Below are 25,557 nucleotides of genomic sequence, written 5' to 3'. Positions count from 1 at the left end.
CCCTTGCGATCCGAAACCGATCCACGCGCGGATCCGGTAGTACAGTTACCGCGGCGATTCGGCGCAGGGTCGGGCACAGGCCGGGAGGAACACAGTGGCTGCGGGTGGCGGTAGGAAGGCGATCATCGCGGCGATGACCGCCAATGGCGGTATCGCGGTGGCGAAATTCGTGGGCGCGGGGATCACCGGGTCGGCGTCCATGCTGGCGGAGGCCGTGCACTCGGTGGCCGACACCTGCAATCAGGGCCTGCTGCTGTTCGGGCAGCGCCGGGCCGCGCAGGAGGCCGACAACCTGCACCAGTTCGGGTACGGGCGCAACCGCTACTTCTACTCGTTCGTGGTCGCGCTGGTGATCTTCGCGCTCGGCTCGCTGTACGCGCTCTACGAGGGCGTGCACAAGGTCCAGCATCCGGAGGAACTGTCCAGTCCCATGGTGGCCATCGTGATCCTCGGGATCGCGATCGTGCTGGAGACCTTCTCCATGATCACCGCCGTCAAGGAGTCGCGTCCGCTCAAGGGTGACGCCAGTTGGTGGCGGTTCATCCGCACCTCGCGGCATCCGGAACTGCCGGTGGTATTGCTCGAGGACGCCGGCGCGCTGATCGGCCTGATCCTGGCCTTCGGCGCGGTCAGCATGACCGTGGTCACCGGCGATCCGGTCTGGGACGGTATCGGCACGCTGTGCATCGGCGTGCTGCTGGGCGTCATCGCCATCATCCTCATCGTGGAGATGAAGAGCCTGCTCATCGGTGAGGGCGCGACCGCCAAGGACGACGAGCTGATTCGCGAGCGATTGGTCGACGGCACCCGGATCGACCGCGTCATCCACCTGAAGACCCAGTACCTCGGCCCGGAGGAGCTGCTGGTGGCCGCCAAGGTCGCCATCGCGCCCGGACTGGAGATCACCGAAATCGCCGCCGCCATCGACGACGCCGAGGCACGCGTGCGCGCGGCGGTGCCGATCGCGAAGATCATGTACCTGGAGCCGGATCTGTACCGCGCCACGGCCGACACGAACACATAGCGACCGAACGGCTACACGGTCGAGTCGGTGATGAAGTCCCGTTCCAGGCCGAGCAGCACAGTGTCGGCGGTGAACAAGCGAAGCCGCTCGCAGTACGCCTGCGAAACGATCCCGTGCCCTACCTAGACTGCGCGCACCCCGTACAGGGGCGGATGGAAGTTGTCGGGACGCTGCATGGCCAGCAGTTCTCGCAGCTTCGAGGTTGTGGCCGGACTGACGGCATGGACCAGTTCGGCGACGCGCCGCAACGTGAGCGCATCAATACCGCGGTCCCGCGCTTGGCTGCCGTACGCGTCGATGACGTTCAACGACTGGAGAGTCGGCATGCGGTCGTGGGAATGCTCCCCGGCAGCCTTGCGGCGTTCGATATCGAGTTCACTCCGGCCGCTGCGGCGATCCCGCAGCAACTGCTCCGCCTGATCCAGGCTATTCGTTGATGCGAGGGGCGCTGCCAGTGATGACTGTGCCAGCGCCTGTGCGTCCACTTCGTAGATCCCAGTCGTATCGTCGGTCAGGTCTACGACCGCGCGACGCTGGGTCTCGACCGCGCCGCGCCAGCCATCGGCCGCCATTGCAAGCAGCGAGTTCGCCTCGGATGGATGCCAAGACCAGAGGTCGGCGAACGGTGCGGCATCTGCCGGCGTCAGACCCGCTACCCGGTCAGCGCCCAGGTCTGAGAGCCGCGCGTGAACCTCGCCTGGCGACAGTTCACCATCGACGCCGGGACCAGCGATCAGCACGCGGGTAGGTATCCCGGTGAGGACGGCAGCGGCGAGAGCGAGTGAATCGGCCAGTGGACTGAGTAGCCCTATCTCGTGTCCCTCGGCAATGATATCGCCGCCGACATCGACCACTATCAACTCGTCGGCGCTGGACATCGCCGCTGCATTGCTGATGCTGCTAGCCATCCCGGCCGCACCGCCGTGCGCCTCGAGCAGCAGCACCGGATGCGCAATGCTGCCAGCTAATCGCGGCAACGTGGACGTCCCTGTCCGCAGCGTGGACGTCGCCGAGATTGTCGCGACCCCGCCGTGTTCGGCTAGCCCCTGGAAGTCGGCGCTCGATCGCGGACCTGGCGTGGGGTCCATCATGAACCGATCCCACGAATAGCTCATGATCGCGCTGACCCGGAGCTCCGGCATAGCGGTGGCGAGCATGGCAGCGGTGATGGCGTCGCCGCCACCGCCAGCGGCGATCGCCAACGCGGTGTGCATCGCTCCCCACCCATCTCCTTTGAGCCGTATATTGGCTAGTGGCATATGGTACTCACTCGAAGGATTGCGTTGCCAGAAATCGAGGAGGTACTTCCCAAGTACCTACAGATCGCCGGACACCTCCGCGACCAGATCGTGCGGGGTGATCTCGCACCGGGCGACGAGGTTCCATCCGAGCGCGAGCTGGCCACGGACTGGAAGGTGGCACGCCCGACAGCGGCCAAGGCACTTCAGGTCCTCCGCCAACAGCGACTGGTCGAAAGCCGCAGGGGATCAGGCACTTTCGTGCTGGAGCCGCACGCTGCCCCGCGAGCTCGTGAGCGCTACGAGCGCGCGGCGGCGATGGGCACCATGTACTCGTCGACCGAGAAGGTCGAATTCTCCTCCGCGGGCATCCTGGACGCTCCGCCTCACGTCGCGTCCGCTCTCGCCCTGGAGGTCGGCGCTCCGGTGGCTCAACGGCGGCGGATCATCTGGAATGCGATCAGCGGCCCGACCGAACTGTCGATCTCATGGTTCCCCGCCGCGCTCACACAAGATGCACCACGACTCCTCGATACCACGAAGGGGATTCGCGGCGGGACGCTGCCGTACTTGTCGGATGTCTTCGGCTTGCGGTCTCTGTACGCACGCGACCAGGTTTCGGCACGACTGGCAAGCGACGAGGAGCGCGAAGTGCTCGGCTTGCCGGAACCGTCAGCAGTACTGGTCTACTGGCTCGTCGCGTACGACAGCGGCGATAATCCGATCGAGTTCGACGAGGCCGTGTACCCGCCCGAGCGCTGGGCTTTCCGGCAGGAGTTCCCGGTCACCCTCTAGGTCTTGGTCGATTCCGCAATCGCTCCGGAACTTTTCCACTCTTCGACGAGTGGACTATGCCACTAGCCTAAGCAGTGGCATAGTCCAGATGTGGCCCAGCGTCGGGTGAAAATTCACGCCCCCTCGACGTCAGGGCCACGCTCATATCTGCCACGGCACACACCGGAGGGACCGGGATGAACATCACCGAGGCGCGCGTCCTCGCCACCCTCGCTCCAGGCGGCCACCTGTCCGCCGCCCAGATCGCTGACAGCGCCAACATCACCACCAGAGCGGCCCGCCGCGCTATCGGCTACCTCGCTTACTCGGGGTTCATCGTCACTCGTGTCGGCATCCGGCCCGGCACCTGGACGCTCACCCGCTACGGACGCGCGTACGTCGAGACACCGACCGGGCGCGCGCTCATCGACGTCCCAGCGGGAGCCTGACCATGGAACTGCTCGGCATCCTCCTGTTCGTCAGCGGCCTAATCGTCTTCACCGCCACGTTCGGGCAGCAGTCCACCGCGCGGCACCGTCACGGTTTGTCGTTCGCCGACATCCAAGCCCGCCTGGAAGCCGAAGCGGAGCGCACCTATCTCCCGTTGCGGGGGTGGTGAGGATGCGGTTCGACTGCCTGTCCCACCGCAACCGCGACTGGGGCCGCAAGGAACCCCGACTCGCGATGCAGGTGCATATCGACTGCCACCCCGACACGTGCGAGACCAAAGGCGCTGCTTGGAAAGTGCTCGTGGCTGCCGGGACGATCGTGCCCGATTCGAACCGGAGCCGCGCGTGACCGATGACGAGTAGGAGCAGGACCGCCTCGCCAGCGTGCGCCGCTACTACGAGATGGAACAGGACCGCGTCGCGGGTGCTGTCGAGTGCGGACACCGGCTGTGGGACCTGCTCAACCACGGGTTGAAGATGGCCGCCGCCGAAGGAGCCACGCGCATGGGCGCGGAGCATCTGCTGCTACACATGCTGTACGACCCGGCCGCCATCCCGACCCGCGAACTCACCGAGATGGGGTTGGCCCCAGAAACGGTGTTCACCCGCTTGGCGGACGTCACCCGCCGCAATCCACACATGCGATGACCGGGCATGACAACTGAACCACCAGGAGAACGCTGAGCGATGGGCGCGAAATCGACACCGCCACCCAGGTTCGTCGTGACGTGAGAAGCGGACGGCATCGGGACGCTGCTGCTGTCGCGGAGATGAAGCGTCGACTACATCGGTTTGCGGTGCAGCCGTTCGGATTCCAGCAAGGTCGCCATCGTGACCGGACTGGAGATCGCCGAAATCGCCGCCGCCATCGACGACGCCGAGGCACGCGTGCGCGCGGCGGTGCCGATCGCGAAGATCATGTACCTGGAGCCGGATCTGTACCGCGCCACCGCCGTCACGAACGCGTAGCGACCGAACGGCTACGCGGTCGAGTCGGTGATGAAGTCCCGTTCCAGGCCGAGTAGCACGGTGTCGGCGGTGAGCAAGCGAAGACGCTCGCAGTACGCCTGCGAAACGATCAATCGGTCGAAGGGGTCGTGCCTCAGCAATTCCGGAAAATGTCGGATGCCTTCCGCGTGCGCTCCGGTGATATCGAGAACCGAGAGCCCCTGACTCGTGACGGCTTCGGTGAACTCGACGGGAATCGTCAGCTTGCCCAGAATTGATTTGATCGTCAGTTCCCAGATCGTCGCGGAGGACACGTAGACCTCCGTGGCGGCCGTGATCGTGGATCGTGCCCGTGTGCCCAGGCGAGGGTTGTCATCGAGCAGCCACACCACCGTCTGACTGTCAAGCAGGAGCATCGGCATCGTCCCCATAGAACATCCGCTGGATGTCCGGATCGATACCGAAGACGCTGTCGTCGTACGCCAGCTGCCCCTTCAGGCCACCGAATGTCACCGGCGTAGCCCGGTGTGGGACCAGGTCGGCAATCGGCTTGCCCGCTTTCGAGATCACTATCCGTTCCCCCTTCGCGACGCGTTCGAGAAGCCTGGACAGGTGAGTCTTGGCCTCGTGGATATTCACTGCCGTCATCCCTCCACGGTATTGACTAAGTCTAGTCCAGTCCACTGTCATATGGTCACGAATCAATCGCGTGATCAACCCGGGAACCTGGCCGACCGCCGCCCGGCGCGTAATCGGCAACGCCACCCAGGCACGTCGTAACGTGTGAAACGTGTCCTCCTCAGGCGGCGGCAAGAAGGCGATTGTGGCGGCGTTCTCGGCGGATGCCGGGATCACGGTCGCGAAGTACGTCGGTGCGTTCCTGACCGGTTCGGCGTCCATGCTGGCCGAGGCGGTGCACTCGACCGCCGATACCGCCAATCAAGGGTTGCTGCTGCTCGGGCGGAGGCGTGCGGAGCAGGCTCCCGATGACCTGCACCCGTTCGGGTACGGGCGCAACCGCTACTTCTACTCGTTCATCGTGGCGCTGGTGATCTTCCTGCTCGGCGCGCTGTACGCGATCGACGAGGGCATCACCAAGATCCGGCATCCGGAGCGGCTGGACGATCCGATCATCGCCATCGTGATCCTGCTGGTGGCGCTGGCACTGGAGTCCTACAGCCTGGCCACCGCGCGGCGCGAGTCGGCGGCGCTCAAGGGGCGCACCAGCTGGTGGAAGTTCATCCGCACCACCCGCAATCCCGAACTGCCGGTGGTGCTGCTCGAGGACACCGGTGCGCTCATCGGCCTGCTGTTCGCCTTCCTCGGGGTCGGGCTGACCATGCTCACCGGCAGCGCCGTGTGGGACGGGATCGGCACGCTGCTCATCGGAGGGCTGCTACTGGTCATCGCGATCGTGCTGATCGTGGAGATGAAGAGTCTGCTCATCGGGGAGGGAGCGACACCGGAGGAGGATCGCCTGATTCGCGCCGGGTTGGTGGACGGGACGCGCATCGACCGGGTGATCTACCTGAAGACCCAGTATCTGGCCCCGGATGATCTGCTGGTCGCCACCAAGGTGTCCATCGTGCCGGGCTTGGGGATCGCGGAGGTGGCGGCGGCCATCGACGACGCCGAGGCGCGGGTGCGGGCGGCGGTGCCGAACGCGCGCGACATCTATATCGAGCCGGATCTGTATCGCGCGCGCGCGGTCTGAGTACATCCGGAGGGTTCGAGCGCACCGGATCCGAACCACGTCAGGGGCGACCGCGCCACGTTCGACCACGCCAGAGCCGACCGCGCCACGTTCGACCACGCCAGAGCCGACCGCGCCATGCTCGACTGCACCGGGGATGGCCACGCCAGGTTCGACCGCGGCGGGGGTCGACGACACCGCGCCCGGTTCGACTACACCGGTTTGCGGTGCAGCCGTTCGGATTCCAGCAGTTCGACCGGATCGGTGTGCAGGCCGAACTCCCGGCGTAGCACGTGGCGCACGGCGAGCATGCCGTTCATCCCGTGCACGCCCGGGCCGGGTGGGGTGGCCGACGAGCAGAGGTAGACGCCGGGAAGCGGTGTGCGATACGGATTCCAGCGCGGCACCGGACGGAACACCGTCTGGCGCAGCGTCATCGCGCCCGCCGAGATATCGCCGCCGACATAGTTGGCATTGTGCGCGGGCATGGTTGCGGCGGTGCGCACGTGCGAGGCGAGGACGAGGTCACGGAAGCCGGGGGCGAAGCGCTCCACCTGCGCGGTGACGGTCTCGGTGAGGTCCCGGGTGGAGCCGTTGGGCACGTGCGCGTAAGTGTAGAGCGTGTGTTTCCCTGCGGGCGCGCGGGTTTCGTCGACCACACCGGGTTGGATGGCCAGCACGTAGGGGCGTTCGGCATGGTCGCCGCGCGCCACGGCCTGTTCGGCCGCCACCAGTTCGGCGCGGCTGCCCGCCAGGTGCAGGGTGCCCGCGCGGTCGCAACCGACGGCCTGCCACGGGACGGGTCCGGAGAGCGCGAAATCCACCTTGCAGGCCGCGCCGCCGTACCGGAAGCGTTGCAGTGCGGCGTCGTAGCGGCCGGGCAGACGGTGTTCGGCGATGCGGCGCACCTCGGCCGGCGCCAGGTCCAGCAGCACCGCGCGCACCTCCTCGAATTCGTCGATGGAGTCCACGCGGTGGCCGGTGAAGATCTGTCCGCCATGGGCTTTCAGGTCGTCGGCGAGAGCGTCGATGATGGCCTGCGAGCCGCCGCGCGGCACCGGCCAGCCGCCCACGTGGGCGAGCGCGCCGAGCAGCATGGCGACCCCGGCGGCCGGAATGGCGCGCGGCGGGATGATGGCGTGCGCGGCGACGCCGGTCAGCAGGGCGGGGGCGAGCTGTTCGCGGAAACGCAGATTCCACAGCGGACTCGCCTGTTCCAGTAGGCGTTTGGCGAACCGCAGTTCGATGCCGGGGTCCAGGCGCAGCAACCCCATCGGATCCAGCGGCGGATGCCGCAGATCCGACATGGCCAACCCGACCAGGTCTTCCCACTTGCGCACCAGCGGCCCGAACAGCCGCCGCCAACTCTTGCCGTCGCGACCGAGGCCGTCCACCGTCTGTTCGAGGTCGTGCCAGGCCAGGCCCGCCACCCCGCCGTCCAGCGGGTGGGCGTAGGACACCTGCGGCGCAAGCAGTTCCACACCGTGTGCGGGGAGGTCGAAGGCACGGAAGAAGGGCGAGGCGACCGCCATGGGATGCGCGCCCGCGCACACGTCGTGCTGGAAGCCCGGCAGGGTGAGTTCGGCGGTGCGACAGCCGCCGCCGATCGTCTCCTCCGCCTCGTACACCTGGACATGCAGTCCGGCGCGTGCCAGGATCACGGCCGCGGCCAGCCCGTTCGGCCCGGATCCGACCACCACTGCGTCAGCCATGATCACACTCTAGGCCCCGGCCCCGGCATGAGCGTCCGCCCGAAAGGTGAATTCTGTCCGGGATCACCCTGATCCGACCGAATCGGTCAATCGGGTCGGACCCCCGCCCCAGCGGTTCACCCCGAAATGCGAGGCGCTGCTCACGGAGGTATCGGGCTGTGGCCGCGCGTTCGAGGGGGCCGTGAACTCCATGCCGCGCGGCGGGCCATGGTGCGCTCACGTCGCGATGCTGCCACCGCCGGATCCACCGATGTCGCGCCAGCTCCTCCCCGCCGCACCAACCCCCGCCCGCGCGTGACCCGCGTCACCCCACGACGAATCCGGCCCCGCCGATCCGTCATCACTGTCGACTACGACAAGGAGCACCCCATGACCACCAAGCCTCACGGACCCGCGTCCTACTTCCCCGCCATCGAAGCCAAGTACGGCCGCACGGTGGACGAATGGTTCAGCGCCGTGCGGGAATCCGGCCACAGCGGTCACAAGGACCTGGTGAACTGGCTGAAGAGCGAACACGGCATGGGCCACGGTCACGCCACGGCCATCGTTCAGTACCACCTGAATCCGGACAAGTGGGCGATCTGAGCAGCGCTACGGCGCGAGGTCGCTCGCCACCCGGTGAGCGACCCGCGTCGTCGGGCGTCCGTGCGCCGGTGTCAGACGTCGGTGGAGAAGCGGATGCCGCCGTCGGGCAGTTCGACGCCGGGCCAGACACGAGCGCCGCGTAGTAGTTCGCAGCGGGCGCCGACATTGGCGCCGTCACCGATGACGGCGTCGCGGACGAGGGCGCGCGGACCGATGCGGGCGCCGAAGCCGATGATGGAGCGTTCGACAGTGGCCCCGGCCTCGACGCAGGCGCCGTCGAAGAGGACCGCGCCGTCCAGGCGGGCACCCGCGCCGACCTCGGCGCCGCGACCGACGACGGTGCCGCCGATGAGGAGGGCGCCGGGGGCCACGCCCGCACCCGCGTGGACCAGGGATTCACCGCGCTGGCCGGGCAGGGCCGGGGAGGGCGCGATGCCGCGCACCAGGTCGGCCGAGCCGCGGACGAAGTCCTCCGGGGTGCCCATATCGCGCCAGTAGGAGGTGTCCACATGGCCCTGGATGTGCGCGCCCTCGGCGAGCAGGGACGGGAAGACCTCGCGCTCCACCGATACCGGACGGCCGGCGGGGATCTTCTCGATGTACTCGCGGCGGAAGACGTAGCACCCGGCATTGATCTGGTCGGTCGGCGGATCCTGGGTCTTCTCCAGGAAGGCCGTGACGCGGCCGGACTCGTCGGTGGGCACGCAGCCGAAGGCGCGCGGGTCGCCGACCCGGACCAGGTGCAGGGTCACATCGGCGTTGGTGGAGTGGTGTGTCTCCAGCACCGCGCCCAGATCGGTGCCGCCCAGCACGTCACCGTTGAACACCATCACGGTGTCGGCGCGCAACTTGGGCAGCACATTGCGGATGCCGCCGCCGGTGCCGAGCGGTTCGGTCTCGGTGACGTAGTCGATCTCCAGCCCGAAGTCGGAGCCGTCGCCGAAATGCTCCTCGAAGACCTCGGCCTTGTAGGAGGTGCCGAGCACCACGTGGTGGATTCCGGCGTCGGCGATGCGGGCCAGCAGATGCTGGAGGAACGGCAGACCGGCCGTGGGCAGCATCGGCTTGGGGGCCGACAGGGTCAGCGGACGCAAGCGCGTCCCCTGGCCTCCGACCAGGATCACCGCATCCGTTCCGTTCGACATCTTCTCCCCTGTATCAGGTCGTCTTTCGGTCGCGTCGGCGCATGCCGAGGCCGAGCTGTCCGGCCGCGCGCACCGCGCGGCCGGGGTCATTGTGCCTGAGCGGACCGCTCAGTTCGTACCGGCCGCGCGGTCGCGCTCGCGCAGAGCGGATCGAACCGCAAGCCTGCACCGAATGGCAAGTCCGGCCTTGAGCGCCCCCCGCAGCGGCGCCTGCCACCAGTGTGGATGCCGGTCGGCCTGGAATCGGTAGGCGCTGGCGTGGTGGGCGGGCAGCATGGCCTCGGGGTGCTTGCCGGCGGCGTGGCCCTTGGCGTGCGTGACCTCGGCCGATGGCACGAATACATTGTGCCAGCCCGCCTTGCCCATGCGGTCGCCGAAGTCCACGTCCTCCATGTACATGAAATACCGGGAGTCGAAGCCGTCGATGGCGTCGAAGGCGGCGCGGCGCACCAGCAGGCACGAACCGGACAGCCAGCCCACCGCCCGCTCGGAGATCTCCTCGTTGTCCTGCCGGTAGCGCAGGGTCCACGGGTTGGACGGCCACAAGGTGCCGAGAATGGCGTGGCCCGCGCCGTCGGCCAGCCCGGGCACCCGCCGCGCGGACGGGTACACGCTGCCGTCGGGCTCGCGCACCATGGGTCCGAGCGCTCCGGCGCGCGGCCAGCGCTTGGCGACGGCCAGCAGCTCGTCGATGGAATCGGTCCCCCACCGGATATCCGGGTTGGCGATGACGATGAACTCGATCTCCGGATCGATCTCGGCGACGGCGCGGTTGATGGCGCCGCCGTAGCCGATATTGCCGCCGGTGCGTAGCAGCCGCACATGTTCGTTGGCGTCGGCGACCAGTTCGGGCACGCCGTCGTTCGATCCGTTGTCGGCCAGGATGACCTGGGGCTTCTCGCTGGTGGCGGTGGCGAGGGTACTGATGAAGTGTTCGAGGTGCTCACCGGGCGAGTAGGTCACCGTGACGACGGCCAGTGTCGGCCGTCCGACTGAATCCGAGGGGCTCACGGGCGACCAGCCTAGTCGGAAGCGGCGGCGAGCGCGTCGTTCAGCGCATCCTGCCAGGGGCGCAGTGGCGACAGCCCGGCCGCGGTCCAGGACGCCGTGGACAGCACCGAATATGCCGGGCGCGGAGCGGGTCTCGGGAAAGCCGAGGTCGAGCAGGGCCGGACCCGGTCCGGATCGGCTCCGATGCCCGAAAACACCGCCCGCGCCAGATCGAACCAACTGGCCTGTCCCGCGTTGGCGGCGTGCAGAATTCGCGGCGCGTCGGGTTGTTCGGCGAGTTCGACCAGCGCCGCCGCGAGATCGGGTGCGTAAGTGGGCGAACCGATCTGATCGTCCACCACGTCGACGGTCTCCCGCTCCCGCTCCAGGCGGCGCATGGTGGCGACGAAATCGCTGCCCGTCCCGGTGTACACCCAGGCGGTGCGCACGATATGACCGGTCTCGGGGAGCAGATCCGCCACCGCCCGCTCCCCCGCCAGCTTGGACTTGCCGTACACCGAGGTCGGCCCGGTGGGGTCGGCGGTCTCGTACGGCCGCGACCCGGTGCCCGGGAACACGTAGTCGGTGGAGACGTGGATGAGCCGCGCCCCGACCTCCCCGCACGCCACCGCCAGCGCCATCGGCCCGCGCGCATTGACGGCGCAGGCCGCGTCGATATCGGTTTCGGCCCGGTCCACGGCCGTGTAGGCGGCGCAGTTGATCACCACATCGCCGCACCGCAGCGCGGCGCGCACCGCGTCCAGATCGGTGATGTCCAGGTCGGCGTGGGTGTAGCCGCGGGCTTCGGGTGCGAGGTCGAGCAGCGCACGGCCCAGCTGACCCCGCGCCCCGGTCACCACCAGCCGCCCGGTGACAGGTGTCACGGAGGGGAGAGTCACGCCGGTCAGTCTGGCACGCCGTGCCGACCGGGCGGCGACCCGGTGCGACCTGCCGGAACGACGGCGGCCCCGGCGCGCGGTCGCCATAGCCGCCGCGCAGTGCCGGGCGCACGGCACGCAACGCACGGGTAGCGGCTTCCACCGTCCCGCTCCGTCGCGCGTCTAGCCTGCACTCAGGGGGTAGTCCACGGATACCGACCGGGACGCTGTCCGGGCCGGGTGGTGGGCATGGTCGCCGAAAGGATACGGGGTTTGCCGGAACGCACGAGGGTATCGACGCCGCTACCGTCGCGACGACCGGCCGCGCGGACGCGGGCCGGGCGGCTCGGCGCGATGCGCGCGCTGTCGGCCGCCGCCGCGGTGGCGGTGCTGGTCCTGACCGGCCTCGGCTGGCATCAGGTGGACGGGCTGGTGTCGAGCATCGAGCGCATCGGCAATCTCGGGCTGGGCGGGGGCCGCGACGGCGCGGTGGACATCCTCATGGTCGGCATCGACAGCCGCACCGACGCACACGGCAATCCACTCACCGACACCGAGCGGGCCATGCTGCACGCCGGTGACGAGGAGGGCCTCAACACCGACACCATCGTGCTCATCCGGGTGCCCAACGACGGGCGGTCGGCCACGGCCATCTCCATCCCGCGCGACTCGTATGTGGACATCCCGGGACAGGGCAGGGGCAAGATCAACTCGGCCTTCGGCACCACCAAATTCACCGAACAGCAGAAGCTGCTCGACAAGGGGGTGGACGCGTCCGAGGCCGACGCGAAATCCACCGAGGCCGGACGGCAGGCGCTGATCAAATCGGTCGCCAACCTGACCGGTATCACCGTGGACCACTACGCCGAGGTGGGCCTGCTCGGTTTCGTCCTGCTCACCGATGCCGTGGGCGGTGTCGAGGTGTGTCTGAACGACGCCGTCTACGAACCGTATTCGGGTGCCGACTTCCCCGCCGGAGAGCAGCGGCTCGACGGCGCGCAGGCGCTGAGCTTCGTCCGCCAGCGCCACGGCCTGCCCCGGGGCGACCTGGACCGGATCGTGCGCCAGCAGGTGTACATGGCACAGCTGGTGAATCAGGTGCTCAGCGCCAAGACGCTCACCAATCCGGGCCGCCTGCAACAGCTCAGCGACGCCGTGGGCCGCACCGTGGTGATCGACGACGGCTGGAATGTGCTGGACTTCCTCGGCCAGCTCCAGGATCTCTCCGGTGGCCAGGTGAAATTCGAGACCATTCCGGTCGAAGACCTCAACGGCATGACCGAGGACGGCGTCTCGGTGGTGAAGGTGGACCCGGAGCCCGTCCAGAAGTACGTGGCCGCCATGGTGGGCGAGGAGAAGCCGGAGGAGAAGAAAAACGGCGTCGACCCGTCCACCGTCACCGCCGATGTGTACAACGCCAGCTCCATCGGCGGCCTGGCCGGTCAGGTGTCACAGGCGCTGGCGGGCAAGGGGTTCGGCACCGGCACCGTGGACAACTGGATCGGCGGCCCCATCCAGAGCAGCCGGGTGCTGGCCAGCAGCGCCACCGACCCCGGGGCGCGCGCCGTCGCCGAGGCCCTGGGCGGACTGCCGGTGATGAGCGAGCCGGGCCTGGCGGCGGGGGCGGTGCGCGTGCTGCTTGCGGGTGACTACTCTGGTCCGGGCTCGTCGGCGGACGGCGGCGTCGACTTCACCGGAATGTCGACCACCCCCACGCCGGTGCCGCCCGCCCCACCCATCGACGCCGGGCAGAACGGACCGAAATGCGTGAACTGACCGAGACCCTCACCGAAGCGGTGCTCGACCCGATCCTGGCCCGCGACCCCGCGGGCCCCCGCATCACCTACTACGACGACACCACCGGTGCGCGTATCGAACTGTCCGCGCTCACCCTCGCCAACTGGGCGGCCAAGACCGCCAATATGATCCGCGACGAATTCGGGCTCACCCCGGGCGCGCGGGTGGCCGTGCTGCTGCCCGCGCACTGGCAGACCGCCGCGGTGCTGCTGGGCTGCTGGTGGGCGGGCACCGAGGTGGTGCTGCGCGCCGACCCGGACGCCGAGCTGGCGCTGGTGACCGCCGACCGCGTCGACGAGGCCGACGGCATCGCCGAGGTGGCCGCGCTGTCACTGGATCCGATGGGCATGCCGGTGCGAGATCTGCCGATCGGTGTCACCGATTACGCCACCTCGGTGCGCGTGCACGGCGATCAGTTCCTGCCCGGCGGCGTCGGTGCGGCACTGGACGGCATGACAGCGGGCGCGGTCCTGGACGAGGCCCGCAAATCCGCGGCGCGACAAGGCTTCACGGCCGAGGACCGGGTGCTGTCGACCACGCCGTGGGAGACGCCGACCGAGTTGATCGACGGCCTGGTGGCGGTGCTGGCGGCGGGGGCTTCGCTGGTGCAGGTGGCGAATCCCGATCCGGCGGTCCAGGAGAAGCGGGTGGCCAGCGAGCGGGTCACCGCACGCCGCGGCGACTGATCGCGCTCGCCAGCCGCGGTACGCACTCATACCGTGGTAGGACCTGCGGCTCCCGCCGTGGAACGTTCCGGACCGCACCGGATTTCCGTACCGTCTAGACATCCGACGACGACGGGAGTCAGCGGCGATGATGCCTCGGTACTGGATTCGATGGATGGTGGAGCAGGGAGCGCCCCGCTGGGTGATGCGCTGGCAGGCCCGCCGCGGCGATCCGTTCGGCAAGCTGCACACCGAACCGGAGGCACGGCGGGACCCGTACCCGCTCATCGAGGAGCTGCGCGAGCGCGGTCGGCTGGTGCGCACCCCGTACGCGTGGATCGCCACCGACTACGAACTCACCCGAAGCATGCTGCGCGACAATCGCTTCGGCGTCTTCGTCCTCGACAATGTGAACACCCCCGCACCGTTGCGCGCTGTGGTGCGCAGGGCCGCGCTGCCCGCCAACCCGGTGGAGCCGCCGTCCATGCTCACCATCGACCCGCCCGATCACACCCGCATTCGCAAATCGGTGTCCGCGGCCTTCACCCCGCGCGCCGTCGGCCGCCTCCGGGACCGGGTGGAGTCGGTGACCGCGGAACTGATCGACGCGCTCGGAGCGAACGGGTCGACCGATCTGGTCGCGGACTTCGCCGCGCAGGTGCCGATCGCCATCATCTCCGAGATGCTCGGCTTCCCGGACGAGATGCGCGCGGAGTTCCTGGAGTGGGGCGACCGCACCACGCCCATGCTCGATCTGGGGCTCACCTGGCGCAGCTGGCGCGGCGCGGCGGGCGCCATCGCGCAGATGGACCGCTACCTCGACGGACATATCGCACGGCTGCGCCGGGAGCCCGGCGAGGACATCCTCAGCAGCCTGGTCGCCGCCGGACACCTCGACGAACGGGAGCTGAAGGCCACCGCCACCCTGCTCATGGGCGCGGGCTTCGAGACCACCGTCAACCTCATCGGCAACGCGGTGGTGCAGTTGCTGGCGCATCCGGAGCAGTTGGCGCGGCTGCGCGCGGAACCGGACCTGTGGGCGGGCGCCGTGGAGGAGGTGCTGCGGTTCGATCCGCCGGTGCGCACCACCGCCCGGCAGGCGCTGTGCGATGTGGAACTCGACGGCGTGCGACTGCGGCGGGGTGCGGTGGTGGTGCTGTCCCTGGCGGGGGCCAATCGGGATCCTCGCATGTTCACCGACCCCAACCATTTCGACATCACCCGCTCCAATGCCCGTGAACACCTCACCTTTTCGAGCGGCATCCACACCTGTCTGGGGGCCGCCCTGGCGCGGATGGAGGCCACGCACGCGCTGCGCACCCTCTTCGAGCAGTTCCCGGAACTGTCACTGGCGGGCGAACCTCAACTGCGAGAGCTGTTCACACTGCACGGATATCAGCGCATGCCGGTGACGCTGGGCAATCGAGCGCACGCGCCCGTCCAGCCCTAGAAGAACCCCACGGCCTCGCTGCCCCACACCGCGTTCCGGTCCCGGTCGGGATCGTCCACCACCCGGTCGTTGGCGTCGATGACCAGGGTGGTGCGGGTGTTCCCGTGGTAGGGCGGCCAGTGTTTGGACCCGTCCAGCGCCGCGGGCACCCCGTGTTCGGCGAAGGCCAGCCAGCGCCGCATGATGCGACCCGAAACCTCCTGCGCCACTTTGCGTCCGCCCAGCCAGAAGGTCGGGTCGTAGTTGAAGGAGCCGAAATTGCCGAAGACGTACGGCAATTCGGTGGCATGTCCGGCGCCGACCCGAGCCGCGCGCAACATGGGGGTGGCGTAGTCGAAGCGATACATCCAGGTGGGCGAATGCCGGGAGTGGGCGTCGGCCACCCAGTGCGCGGGCATCCGGAAGGCGGCGTCGGTGGACATGGCCAGCGCCCCACGGGTGGAGGTGAGATCCGGGTAGGCGGAGGTGATCTCGGCGATCCGGGCGGGCGAGAGCCCCGGATGTTCCTCGGCCACGCTGCGCAGCATGGCGTTCACCGCGTCCGGGGTGACCGGCATGATCGGCGAGCGGAAGAACCGGAACAGCGACGCCTCGTCCTTGTTGGTGCCGATGATGAGCGGCACCCGATGCGAGCGTCCGTCCCGGAAGCGTTCGGTGGGGTACGCCGGGAGCAGGTCACCGTCCACCACGGGGGCGGCGGCCAGGCGGCCGGGTTCGGTGAGCGGCACCTCGTCGAGCAGCACCCCGGCGGCGGGGAGCAGCACCTCGACCGGACACTCCAGCAGGTCGCCGACGCGATCGCGGGGCAGGTCCAGGATCTCCAGGTAGCGCCGGGCCACGGCCTCGGTCCGCTCCTTACCGAAAACCGTGGTGGCGGGCGGTGATTCGGCGATGGCACGATGGAACAGGCCCGCCGCGCGGGGTGCGGTCAGCAGTGCGGTGACGCAGCCCGCGCCCGAGGATTCGCCGAACAGGGTGACATTGCCCGGATCGCCACCGAAGGCGGCGATATTGTCGCGCACCCATTCCAGGGCGGCGATCTGGTCGTGCAGGCCCAGATTGGGGGTGAACTCCGGACCCAGCGAGGACAGGTCGAGGAAGCCGAGCACCCCGATCCGGTAGTTCACCGACACCAGGATCACCTTGCCGGTCTCCACCAGTTTGCGGCCGTCGTAGATCTCCTGGGCGGCGGTGCCCAGGCAGTACGCGCCGCCGTGCAGCCACACCATGACCGGGCGGGGTTCCTCGGAGGGCGCGGCGGAGGCCCATACGTTCACCCAGAGACAGTCCTCCCCCATGCGCAGGGTGGAGTCGACCGGCACCATGACGCCGAGGGTCTGCGGGGCGATCTCGCCGTATTCCAGGCAGTCGCGCACGCCCTCCCACGGCTCGGGCGGTCGCGGCGGCGCGAACCGGTGCGGTCCGGCCGCCGGGGCGGCGTAGGGGATGCTGCGCCACACGTGGGCATCGCCCTCGCGTCGGCCGCGCACCGCTCCGAATTCGGTCTTGACCACCGGGCCGTTCGCGAGAACGTCCGCCTCGGGGGCATCGAAGGATTCCGCAGCGCTCACACCAGACCTCCTCGTACTCCGTATTCGAGGGTACTGGCTGATACGACCGCGCTATCGACACCGCCGACCAGCGTGCCGTTGGTCTACCCTGACGTCGTGCCGAGTTATGCGTACCGTTGCCGCGGCTGCGGCGACACCTTCGAACTGACGCGCCCCATGGCCGAGGCGTCCGCCCCGGCCACCTGCCCGCACGGGCACGCCGACACCGTGAAACTGCTGACCACCTTCGCGGCGGTCACCCGCGGCGGCGGCAACCCGGCCCCCGCCCCCAGCGCCCCCGCCGGTGGCGGGTGCTGCGGAGGCGGCTGCTGCGGCTGAGGCCGCGGCACGGGACGGGCGGAGCACGCGGCGGCGACCTCCGAGAGCGCGCTGCGGCTGACGTGCCCACGGCCCGAGCGGCGGGCCGGTGGGACGGTCGCGGTCAGTCCGCGCTCTCCTGGCGTTTGTCGGAGTGGCCCAGGGAGCGGCCGGGGGCAACCTTGTCGCGGACGCGTTGTTTGAGCACGGCTATGTCGGGAAAGCCGCCGTCGGCCTTGCGTTCCCAGATCTGATCGCCGTCGACGCTGATCCGGAAGATGCCACCCTCACCCGGGATGAGCGCCACCTCGGAGAGGTCGGTGGCGAAGGTGCTCAGCAGTTCCTGCGCCATCCAGCCGGCGCGCAGCAGCCAGCGGCATTGCGTGCAGTACTCGATCGCGACGCGGGACATGGTGCGCACCCTACCGGTCCGGGGCAGAACGCCGATCGTGCGGGCGACCGCACATGTCGGTGGTCTGCGATAGAACTCGGGGCAACAGTGGAAGGGGGAGCGATGCGGACGCGAGAGACCGCGGCGGTGCCGAATGATCCGCCAGCGGTGGCCGGACGACCGTCGACGGCGGACAAGCGGCACGTGCGGGTGAGCGCGGGGCTGGCGGATCTGGATATGTGGCTGGCCGATCAGGTACGGACCGGCCTGGCTCAGATGGATCGGTCGCACCAGGTGTTCGAGGCGGTGGCGGCGCGGATGGTCGACGCGCAGGCCCCCGGTGTGGCGCGGGCGCTGCGTGAACTCGCGCGCGTCGGAACGCGGGCCGACTGGCCGCAGCGACTGCTGCGGGAATTCGGCCGCCTGCATCTGCTGATCGCCGCCCACCAGCGACTCGACCACCTCTCCCCCGCCCTCCGCGCCAGCGTGCGGGCCCACATCGGCTACCCCACCCCCGTGGATTCGGTGCGCGAACAACCCGCGGTGCGCGACATCTGGCAGGTGCTCGCCACCCGCACCACCGTCGAAGACGGCCTGTACTCCCGCCGCACCTGGTTGCGCGGCACCACGACCGCCCGCTGGGCGCTCCTGCTCGACCACCACTACGGCAGCCCCACCTTCCCCCAGGACACCCCCGCCCCCGGCGTCCACATCGACGCCGACCTGCACTATTACCCCGCCGCCGCACCACTGCGCGCGGTCTGGGGCGAGCGCTACGGCGAACCCGCCTCCCACACCCAACGACCGAACGCCGACATCTCCTCGGCCTCACCACCGCCCGGCCCGCTCCCCGCACCCGGACCCGAAACCTCCACCGCACCACCGGCCGCCGCGAGCGCGGGGATCGGGCGCGATCCGGTCACCGGGCCACCGGGCTCCATCGACGCGGCCGGGCTCGGCATTTCCGCCGCGCTGGGCGCGCATGCCGCGGCGGTGGGTGCGGATCCGTTGCTGCGCTCGTGGCCGATGATGCTGGTCGATGTGGTGCCGGTGCGGTCCGAGAATGGTTGGTATGTGGTGGAAGCCGCGGGGGATTCGCTTCCGGTCACCGTCGAGGACGGCGAGCCGTGGCGCATGCTGGGCGTCTCCGGCGGCCATCCGGTGACGGTGGTCGGCGAGTGGACCACGGACGGGCTGGTGCCGCTCGCCGTGCACGCCGGGGGGACGGTCGTGGATGCCGTGGCGGCGGACGGGATTTCGGTCGCCACGCCGCCGGTCGCCGGCGCGCTGGGTGGTCGGTCGGGTACCGCGGCCGCCGCCGAGCCGGGTATCGCGGAGCTCGTCTCCACGGCGCTGGTCGGCACGGCCCGGCGCACCGTCGATACCGCCGCGCTTCCGGCACCCGTCGCGGCGGCGTCCCGGTCCGGCGCGGATCCGGCCGTCGCCCTGCTCGAAGCCATTGCCCTGCAGGACTGTTTCGTGCGCGGGGCGGTATCGCCGAGTGCGGCGGAGAAGTCCGATATCGCCGAAGACGATCCGCGCCCGCTGCTGCCGCCCGCCGCCGCGGCACGGCTGGGAAGCCTGCTGACCGGTACCTCGTCCTTTCTGGCGGAGTGGTTCGCGGCGGCCGAGCCGTTCGACTACCGCGCCCCGGACGCCATGTGCAGCCGGCTGCTGGAACGCGCCAAATCGGTTGCCGCCCATCGGGAAGCCCTGCTGCGCCTGGCCGGTGCGCGCGGTCGCTGGCTGGCGGCGCGGCATCCCGGCTGGCGCGGTCTGATCCGCGCCGCCGCGGACGACGACTCGGTATGGTCGCACGGCCGCCCGGCGGAGCGCCGGGCCTGGTTGGCTCGGCTGCGCCGCACCGATCCCGGCGCGGCGCGCACGGCACTCGCGACCTCCTGGCCCACCGAATCCGGCCCTGGCAAGGTGGAGCTGCTGGCGGTGCTGGCGGACGGCCTGTCGACGGCCGACGCACCGCTGCTGGAATCCGGCCTGGACGATCGCCGGGCCGAGGTGCGCAGACTGGCCGCGGATCTGCTGGCCCGCCTGCCCGATTCGGCTTTCGCCGAGCGGATGGCGCGGCGCGCGAGCGCATGGCTCACCATGGGCGCGCACCCCGACGGTCCGCGCCTGACCACCACCGGTCCGGGCGTGCTCGACGACGCCGCCCGCCGCGACGGCATCGCGGACCCGTTCCCCTTCACCGCCTACCGGGCCGACGGCGCACCGGACCTGGCCGCCGCATGGCTGCACCGGGTGGTGGCCGCGACCCCGCTGCGGCACTGGGAACCGCTGGGCCCGCCCGAGGAGGCGGTGCGGGTGCCCATGGCCGAGGGACTGCGCGGCCCGATGCTGCACGGCTGGGCCGATGCCGCCCTGGCACAACGTGATCCGGCCTGGGCGCGAGCGCTGTTCGCGATCATCGCCGCGCCGCCGGCGGCGGGCGATCCGGATATGGAGCAGCTGCGCGAACTGTTCGCCGTGCAGCCGCTCGACGATCAGGTGCGGCATCTGCGCCGCCTGGACAGCAGTTGGCTGGCCGAGATCGAATCGCTGCTGCGGGCGCTCCCGCATCCGTGGCCGGAACCGGTGGCCGAGCATGTGCTGCGCCTGCTCCTGGAGCGGGCGCGGCTGAGCGCGGACCGGCCGGGTGCGCCCAGTCTGGTGCCGGGGTCGTACCGGACGCTGTTCCGGGCGGCCGCCACCCATTTCCCGGTGACGAGCGCGCCCGCCGTCACCGCCACCGCCCGACACTGCGGAGAACCCTACTGGGAGCAGGCCTTCGACCAGCTCGCCGCGGACCTCGTGGAACGTCGGACCATGCTCGAGGAGTTGCAGTGACCAGCACCGCGGATCGGGACGCCCTGCTGCGCCCGCACGCCGAACAGTCCTATGCCGACGAATTGGCCGCCCTGGCCGCCGCCGACGACCGCCCGCGGCCACCGTCGTGGCGGCTCTCACCGTGGGCGGTGGTCACCTATCTGCTCGGCGGCACGCTGACCGACGGCACCGTCATCACACCCAAGTACGTGGGGCCGCGGCGGCTCATGGAGGTCGCGGTCGCCACCCTGGCCACCGATCGCGCACTGCTGCTGCTCGGCGTGCCCGGCACCGCCAAAACCTGGGTGTCGGAACATCTCTCGGCCGCCATCTCGGGTGCGTCGACCCTGCTGGTACAGGGCACCTCGGGGACGACGGAGGAGGCGGTGCGCTACGGCTGGAACTACGCCCGCCTGCTGGCGGAGGGGCCGAGCGCGGCGGCGCTGGTGCCGTCGCCGGTCATGACGGCCATGCGGACCGGGTCCGTCGCCCGCATCGAGGAACTCACCCGCATCCCCTCGGACGTGCAGGACGCGCTGATCACCGTGTTGTCGGAGAAGACGCTACCGATACCGGAACTGGGCATGGAGGTGCAGGCGACCAAGGGCTTCACGGTGATCGCGACGGCCAACGACCGCGACCGCGGCGTCAACGAGCTGTCCTCGGCGCTGCGGCGACGCTTCAATACCGTGGTGCTGCCGCTGCCCGCCGGCGAGGACGACGAGGTGGCCATTGTGACCCGGCGGGTCGAACAGCTCGGCGCGGCACTGGAATTGCCCGCCGTGCCCGCCGCCGCGGAGGAGATCCGGCGGGTGGTCCGGGTCTTCCGGGAGCTGCGTTCGGGGATGACGGTGGACGGGCGCACCAAACTCAAGTCGCCGTCGGGCACGCTGTCCACCGCCGAGGCCATCTCGGTGATCACCAGTGGGCTGGCGCTGGCCGCGCATTACGGTGACGGCGTACTGCGCGCCGAGGATGTGGCGGGTGCGGTGCAGGGCGCGATCATCTCCGATCCGGTCGCCGACGCCGTGGTGTGGACCGAATATCTGGAAGCCGTGGTGCGCCAACGCCAGGACTGGGCCGACTTCTACCGTGCCTGCCGCGAGGTGCACACGTGAGTGCCCCCGCCCTGCCGCCGGAGGCCGACTCCGAGCCGCGGACCCGGATCTTCGGCATCCGCCACCACGGGCCCGGATCGGCGCGTTCGCTGCGCTCGGCCCTGGAGCGGTTTCGGCCGGACGTGATTCTCATCGAGGGCCCGGCCGACGCCGACGGCCTGGTCCGCTACGTGGCCGCCGAGGCGATGGCACCGCCGGTGGCGCTGCTCGCCTATCGACCGGAGGAGCCGTCCACGGCGGCGTTCTGGCCCTACGCCGAGTTCTCCCCCGAATGGCAGGCGCTGCGGTACGGGGTGGAACACGGTGTGCGGGTGGGGTTCTGCGATCTGCCCGCCGCCACCGCGCTCGCGGCGGCGGAGGAACCCGGCGACCGCACCGACCCGCTGAGCCTGCTGGCCGCCGCCGGTGGCTACGACGACGCCGAGCGCTGGTGGGACGCCGTCATCGAATCCAGCTCGGAAGCGGACATCTTCGATGCCGTGCACGAGGCCATGACCGCCTTGCGCGAAGCCGCGGTCCCCGCGAACACCACCTCGAACAACGAAGACGCCGCCCCACCCCCGACCGCCGGCAGCGCCGCGGCACCAACCGCCCCGGCCGACGGCGCGGCTACAGCACCGACCGACGACACCACTCCGACGGACGCCAGCGCCCCGACGGACATCAGCACCCCGACGGACATCAGCACCGCGAGCGGCGCGGCTCCAAGCCACGACCATACGACGCCCCACCCCGCGCCGGCCGGTGCGCGCGGTGCGGGATACCCCGCGGCGGCCGGTGCAGGCGAGGCAGGACACGGCGCGGCGACCGGTGGGGGCGAAGCACGGGAAGTCGCGAGCGCCGATATCGAGGTGCGGCGGCGGGTCGCGGCCGAGATCGTGGTCGACGCGCACACCCTGCGCCGGGAGGCGCATATGCGGCAGGTCATGCGCAAGGCGTTGCAGGGCGGGGCGCGGCGACTGGCCGTGGTGTGCGGTGCCTGGCACGCGCCCGCACTGAGCGGGACGCTGCCTCCGGCGGTGGCGGACGCGCGGCTGCTGAAGGGCATGCCGAAGGTGAAGACCACACTCACCTGGGTGCCGTGGACGCATTCGCGACTGTCGAGTTCATCCGGGTACGGCGCGGGCATCACCTCGCCGGGCTGGTACCGGCACCTGTTCGCCGAGACCGAGCAGCCGATCGCGCGCTGGCTGACCCAGGTGGCGGGGATGCTGCGGCGGCACGACCTGCCGGTGTCGAGTGCGCACATCATCGAGGCCGTCCGGCTCGCGGAGACCCTCGCCACCCTGCGCGGACGGCCGCTGGCCGGATTGTCCGAGGTCACCGAGGCCACCCGATCGGTGCTGTGCGACGGCGACGAGACCATGCTGGATCTGGTCACTCGCGAGTTGGTGATCGGCGAGGCGTTGGGGACCGTGCCCGAGGACACGCCGACCGTCCCGCTGGAGGCGGATCTGCGGGCGCGAATCAGAACCCTGCGGCTGCGGCAGGAAACCGCGGAACGCACCGTGGAGCTGGATCTGCGCACCGAGCGCGATATGGCGAAATCCCAACTGCTGCACCGCCTGGAGTTGCTCGGCATCGACTGGGGGCGGCGCACCCGCGACGAGGTGCGCGGCACCGGCACCTTCCGCGAGACCTGGACGCTGCAATGGCGGCCCGAACTGGTGATGGCGGTGGTGGAGGCGTCACGCTGGGGCACCACCCTGGCGACGGCCGCCACGGCGCGGATCCTCGACCGCGTGCACGCGCCCGATACCGGGCTGCCCGAGGTGGCCGCCGCCCTCGACGCCGCCCTGCTGGCGGATCTGGGCGACGCCGTCGACGGACTGGTCAGCCGACTGGAGTCGGTGGCCGCGCTGGACCACGACATCACCCACCTGCTGGCCGCGCTGCCCGAACTGCTGCGCACCCTGCGCTACGGCGATGTGCGCGGCACCGATACCGCCGCGCTGGCGCGGGTGGCCGACGGCCTGCTGGTGCGGGTGTGCGCGGGCCTGCCCAGCGCGGTCGCCGGCCTGGACACCGACGCCGCGGCACACCTGCGCGCCCGGCTCGATGCCGTCCATCTGGCGCTGGCCACCCGCGCCGACGACTGGGCCACGAACGCCTGGCTCACCACCCTGCGCGGGCTGGCCGACCGCGACGATGTGCACGGTGGTCTCGTCGGCCGCGCCGTGCGGCTGCTCCGCGACGCCGAGGTCATCGACGCCGCCGAGTCGGCCCGGCGATTCTCCGCCGCGCTCTCGGTGGGCCGCACCGCCACCGACAAGGCCGCCTGGATCGACGGCTTCCTCGGTGGGCGCGGCCTGCTGCTCGTCCACGACCGCAACCTGCTGACACTCGTCGACTCCTGGCTGGTCGGCCTGGCGGAGCCGGATTTCGTCGCCGTCCTGCCCCTGCTGCGCCGCACGTTCGGCGACTTCGACAGCGGTGAGCGGCGATCCATCGCCACGGCGATCCGCCACGGAGCGCCCGTCACCACGGCCGGGACGACAGCACATTTCGACCCGGCACGTGGTGCGATCGCACTACGCGCCGCCCGCGAGATCCTGGGAGCCGGCACATGAACGGCCGACTCGGAGACTCGCTACGCAGCGCTGCGATCCCCAGCACCAGAACCGTCCCGGATTCGGCGGGCACCCCCGCTCACCGTTCGGGCCAGTGCCCGGCCGCGGCCGGGTGGCCTCGGGAAGTCCGGCGACCGTCCATGCGCGGAGCAGCCGTCGCTGACTTCCCCCCACGCTGGCACGCGTACGCCGAACCCGTGACCTCCACTCGAACCACGAGGCTGGCCGATGCACGACTATGACGAAACCCGTTCCCGGCGTTGGCGATTGGTGTTGGGGGCGGCGGGCGAGACAGAGCTGGGCGGGCTCGGCAGCGCCGAGGACGCCGCCATGGACCGGGCGCTGTCGGCGCTCTACGACTCCGACGCCCGCATGGGGCAGGGTGGGCGGCGTTCCGGCGGGCTTGGCGGTTCGGCGCCGAATGTGGCGCGCTGGCTGGGTGATATCCGCTCGTACTTCCCGACCACGGTGGTCGAGGTGATGCAGCGCGACGCGGTGCGGCGGCTGGATCTCACCGAACTGCTGTTGGAACCGGAACTCTTGGACGCGGTCGAACCGGACGTCCATCTGGTCGGCACCCTGCTCGGCCTGAACAAGGTGATGCCGGAGACCACCAGGGCCACCGCCCGCATGGTGGTGGAGCGGGTGGTGCGCGAGATCGAGCGGCGCATCGCCGCCCGCACCGTCGCCGCGGTGGGCGGCGCGCTGAACAGGGCGGCGCGGGTGGCGCGACCGAAACCGCGGGATATCGACTGGGACCGCACCATTCGCCGCAATCTCGGCACCTATCTGCCCGAGTACCGCACCATCGTGCCGGAGCGGCTGGTCGGCTACGGCCGCAAGGCGCAGGCGGTGCGGCGCGATGTGGTGCTGGCCATCGACCAATCCGGTTCCATGGCGTCGAGCGTGGTGTACGCGTCGGTGTTCGGGGCGGTGCTGGCGACCATGCGGTCGCTGCGGACCTCGCTGATCGTGTTCGACACCGCCGTCGTGGATCTCACCGATCGGCTCGCCGATCCGGTGGACGTGCTGTTCGGTACCCAACTCGGCGGTGGCACCGATATCAACCGCGCCCTCGCCTACGCGCAGTCGCTCATCACCCGCCCCGCCGACTCCCTGTTCGTGCTCATCTCCGATCTGTACGAGGGTGGAGTCCGCGCGGATATGCTGCGCCGCGTGCGCGCCATGACCGAGGCGGGCGTTCAGGTCGTGGTGCTGCTGGCGCTGTCCGACGACGGCGCGCCCGCCTACGACCGCGAGAACGCCGCCGCCCTGGACGCCCTCGGCGTCCCCGCCTTCGCGTGCACTCCCGATCGCTTCCCGGAGCTGCTGGCGGTGGCCCTGGACCGGGGGGACGTGCGGCGGTGGGCCGAGCTGAACGCCGGGCGGGCCTCCCCCTGACTCGGGTGCGCGACGGAGCGCGTCCGGCGGCCCGGCCG

General features: G+C 70.2%; 26 protein-coding genes. 17 read left to right on the top strand and 9 right to left on the bottom strand.

From position 1 onward, the window contains the following. Positions 1-94: 94 nt before the first annotated feature. A complete protein-coding gene (locus QJS31_RS23700; protein ID WP_306357716.1) occupies positions 95-1,024 on the top strand; it encodes a cation diffusion facilitator family transporter in 930 nt (309 codons plus the stop codon). Positions 1,025-1,146: 122 nt separating this feature from the next. Here the strand turns inward: QJS31_RS23700 and QJS31_RS23695 are convergent, their stop codons facing one another. Then, positions 1,147-2,238, bottom strand: coding sequence for a DUF1152 domain-containing protein (locus QJS31_RS23695; RefSeq protein ID WP_282777810.1), 1,092 nt, complete (start codon positions 2,236-2,238; stop codon positions 1,147-1,149). Positions 2,239-2,283: 45 nt separating this feature from the next. Between QJS31_RS23695 and QJS31_RS23690 the strand changes: the two genes are divergently transcribed. The 6 genes from QJS31_RS23690 to QJS31_RS23665 all read left to right on the top strand — a co-directional run bounded on the left by QJS31_RS23690 (position 2,284) and on the right by QJS31_RS23665 (position 4,454). Next, positions 2,284-3,057, top strand: a complete 774-nt coding sequence (locus tag QJS31_RS23690; RefSeq protein WP_306357715.1) for a GntR family transcriptional regulator — start codon at positions 2,284-2,286, stop codon at positions 3,055-3,057. Between the two features lie 176 nt (positions 3,058-3,233). After that, on the top strand, positions 3,234-3,485 hold the full coding sequence (locus QJS31_RS23685; protein ID WP_306357714.1) for a hypothetical protein: 252 nt from the start codon (positions 3,234-3,236) through the stop codon (positions 3,483-3,485). Between the two features lie 2 nt (positions 3,486-3,487). Continuing rightward, positions 3,488-3,655, top strand: coding sequence for a hypothetical protein (locus QJS31_RS23680; RefSeq protein WP_306357713.1), 168 nt, complete (start codon positions 3,488-3,490; stop codon positions 3,653-3,655). Between the two features lie 2 nt (positions 3,656-3,657). After that, positions 3,658-3,834 carry a hypothetical protein gene (locus QJS31_RS23675; protein WP_306357712.1) on the top strand — a complete coding sequence of 59 codons (177 nt, stop codon included), beginning with the start codon at positions 3,658-3,660 and terminating at the stop codon, positions 3,832-3,834. 35 nt (positions 3,835-3,869) lie between these two features. Next, positions 3,870-4,133 carry a hypothetical protein gene (locus tag QJS31_RS23670; protein ID WP_306357711.1) on the top strand — a complete coding sequence of 88 codons (264 nt, stop codon included), beginning with the start codon at positions 3,870-3,872 and terminating at the stop codon, positions 4,131-4,133. Between the two features lie 183 nt (positions 4,134-4,316). Continuing rightward, complete coding sequence (locus QJS31_RS23665; protein WP_282777800.1) at positions 4,317-4,454, top strand: hypothetical protein; 138 nt, start codon at positions 4,317-4,319, stop codon at positions 4,452-4,454. Positions 4,455-4,465: 11 nt separating this feature from the next. On the opposite strand, the gene QJS31_RS23660 is transcribed toward QJS31_RS23665, so the two are convergent. Both QJS31_RS23660 and QJS31_RS23655 read right to left on the bottom strand, forming a co-directional pair. Then, complete coding sequence (locus QJS31_RS23660) at positions 4,466-4,855, bottom strand: type II toxin-antitoxin system VapC family toxin (RefSeq protein ID WP_282777798.1); 390 nt, start codon at positions 4,853-4,855, stop codon at positions 4,466-4,468. Next, the gene (locus QJS31_RS23655; RefSeq protein ID WP_306357710.1) at positions 4,836-5,081 is read right to left on the bottom strand and encodes a type II toxin-antitoxin system Phd/YefM family antitoxin; all 246 of its coding nucleotides are present in this window, start codon (positions 5,079-5,081) and stop codon (positions 4,836-4,838) included. Before QJS31_RS23655 ends, QJS31_RS23660 begins: the two co-directional genes overlap by 20 nt. Positions 5,082-5,223: 142 nt before the next feature. On the opposite strand from QJS31_RS23655, the gene QJS31_RS23650 reads away from it, so the two are divergent. Further along, complete coding sequence (locus QJS31_RS23650; RefSeq protein ID WP_306357709.1) at positions 5,224-6,147, top strand: cation diffusion facilitator family transporter; 924 nt, start codon at positions 5,224-5,226, stop codon at positions 6,145-6,147. A 191-nt stretch (positions 6,148-6,338) separates the two neighbouring features. On the opposite strand, the gene QJS31_RS23645 is transcribed toward QJS31_RS23650, so the two are convergent. Next, positions 6,339-7,838: an NAD(P)/FAD-dependent oxidoreductase gene (locus QJS31_RS23645; RefSeq protein WP_306357708.1), complete on the bottom strand. Its 1,500-nt coding sequence runs from the start codon at positions 7,836-7,838 to the stop codon at positions 6,339-6,341. A 369-nt stretch (positions 7,839-8,207) separates the two neighbouring features. On the opposite strand from QJS31_RS23645, the gene QJS31_RS23640 reads away from it, so the two are divergent. Then, positions 8,208-8,423, top strand: a complete 216-nt coding sequence (locus QJS31_RS23640; RefSeq protein WP_282777790.1) for a DUF4287 domain-containing protein — start codon at positions 8,208-8,210, stop codon at positions 8,421-8,423. 71 nt (positions 8,424-8,494) lie between these two features. Here the strand turns inward: QJS31_RS23640 and QJS31_RS23635 are convergent, their stop codons facing one another. The 3 genes from QJS31_RS23635 to rfbD all read right to left on the bottom strand — a co-directional run bounded on the left by QJS31_RS23635 (position 8,495) and on the right by rfbD (position 11,466). Beyond that, the gene (locus QJS31_RS23635; protein ID WP_282777788.1) at positions 8,495-9,568 is read right to left on the bottom strand and encodes an NDP-sugar synthase; all 1,074 of its coding nucleotides are present in this window, start codon (positions 9,566-9,568) and stop codon (positions 8,495-8,497) included. A 108-nt stretch (positions 9,569-9,676) separates the two neighbouring features. Then, positions 9,677-10,579: a glycosyltransferase family 2 protein gene (locus QJS31_RS23630; RefSeq protein ID WP_029931555.1), complete on the bottom strand. Its 903-nt coding sequence runs from the start codon at positions 10,577-10,579 to the stop codon at positions 9,677-9,679. An 11-nt stretch (positions 10,580-10,590) separates the two neighbouring features. Continuing rightward, positions 10,591-11,466, bottom strand: coding sequence for a dTDP-4-dehydrorhamnose reductase (rfbD, locus tag QJS31_RS23625; RefSeq protein ID WP_372341755.1), 876 nt, complete (start codon positions 11,464-11,466; stop codon positions 10,591-10,593). Positions 11,467-11,790: 324 nt separating this feature from the next. Here rfbD and QJS31_RS23620 point away from each other — a divergent pair, with 324 nt between their 5' ends. From QJS31_RS23620 to QJS31_RS23610, 3 genes are all read left to right on the top strand, one after another. After that, positions 11,791-13,212, top strand: a complete 1,422-nt coding sequence (locus QJS31_RS23620; protein WP_306357707.1) for an LCP family protein — start codon at positions 11,791-11,793, stop codon at positions 13,210-13,212. Further along, entirely contained in the window at positions 13,200-13,919 is a 720-nt protein-coding gene (locus tag QJS31_RS23615) for a TIGR03089 family protein (RefSeq protein WP_282785808.1), read from the top strand. The genes QJS31_RS23620 and QJS31_RS23615 overlap by 13 nt, the downstream gene beginning before the upstream one ends. A gap of 127 nt (positions 13,920-14,046) precedes the next feature. Then, positions 14,047-15,348 (top strand): cytochrome P450, encoded by a 1,302-nt coding sequence (locus tag QJS31_RS23610; RefSeq protein WP_372341753.1) that lies wholly within the window; start codon positions 14,047-14,049, stop codon positions 15,346-15,348. Here QJS31_RS23610 and QJS31_RS23605 read toward each other — a convergent pair. Continuing rightward, entirely contained in the window at positions 15,345-16,919 is a 1,575-nt protein-coding gene (locus QJS31_RS23605; protein ID WP_306357705.1) for a carboxylesterase/lipase family protein, read from the bottom strand. The genes QJS31_RS23610 and QJS31_RS23605 overlap by 4 nt on opposite strands. A 96-nt stretch (positions 16,920-17,015) precedes the next feature. Between QJS31_RS23605 and QJS31_RS23600 the strand changes: the two genes are divergently transcribed. After that, positions 17,016-17,237 carry a zinc ribbon domain-containing protein gene (locus tag QJS31_RS23600; RefSeq protein WP_306357704.1) on the top strand — a complete coding sequence of 74 codons (222 nt, stop codon included), beginning with the start codon at positions 17,016-17,018 and terminating at the stop codon, positions 17,235-17,237. 103 nt (positions 17,238-17,340) lie between these two features. Here the strand turns inward: QJS31_RS23600 and QJS31_RS23595 are convergent, their stop codons facing one another. Next, positions 17,341-17,628, bottom strand: coding sequence for a SelT/SelW/SelH family protein (locus QJS31_RS23595; protein ID WP_282786411.1), 288 nt, complete (start codon positions 17,626-17,628; stop codon positions 17,341-17,343). Between the two features lie 102 nt (positions 17,629-17,730). Between QJS31_RS23595 and QJS31_RS23590 the strand changes: the two genes are divergently transcribed. The 4 genes from QJS31_RS23590 to QJS31_RS23575 all read left to right on the top strand — a co-directional run bounded on the left by QJS31_RS23590 (position 17,731) and on the right by QJS31_RS23575 (position 25,519). Next, a complete protein-coding gene (locus QJS31_RS23590; RefSeq protein ID WP_306357703.1) occupies positions 17,731-20,451 on the top strand; it encodes a DUF5691 domain-containing protein in 2,721 nt (906 codons plus the stop codon). Further along, positions 20,448-21,548, top strand: a complete 1,101-nt coding sequence (locus tag QJS31_RS23585) for an AAA family ATPase (RefSeq protein ID WP_306357702.1) — start codon at positions 20,448-20,450, stop codon at positions 21,546-21,548. Before QJS31_RS23590 ends, QJS31_RS23585 begins: the two co-directional genes overlap by 4 nt. Further along, a complete protein-coding gene (locus QJS31_RS23580) occupies positions 21,545-24,118 on the top strand; it encodes a DUF5682 family protein (protein WP_306357701.1) in 2,574 nt (857 codons plus the stop codon). Before QJS31_RS23585 ends, QJS31_RS23580 begins: the two co-directional genes overlap by 4 nt. A 228-nt stretch (positions 24,119-24,346) precedes the next feature. Then, positions 24,347-25,519 carry a VWA domain-containing protein gene (locus QJS31_RS23575; protein WP_282786273.1) on the top strand — a complete coding sequence of 391 codons (1,173 nt, stop codon included), beginning with the start codon at positions 24,347-24,349 and terminating at the stop codon, positions 25,517-25,519. Positions 25,520-25,557: the final 38 nt, after the last annotated feature.

It is taken from the genome of Nocardia sp. CC213A (assembly GCF_030766805.1).
GTDB lineage: Bacteria > Actinomycetota > Actinomycetes > Mycobacteriales > Mycobacteriaceae > Nocardia > Nocardia otitidiscaviarum.
Note: the sequence above shows the minus strand (reverse complement) of the source record. Positions and strands in the feature narration are given on the sequence as shown.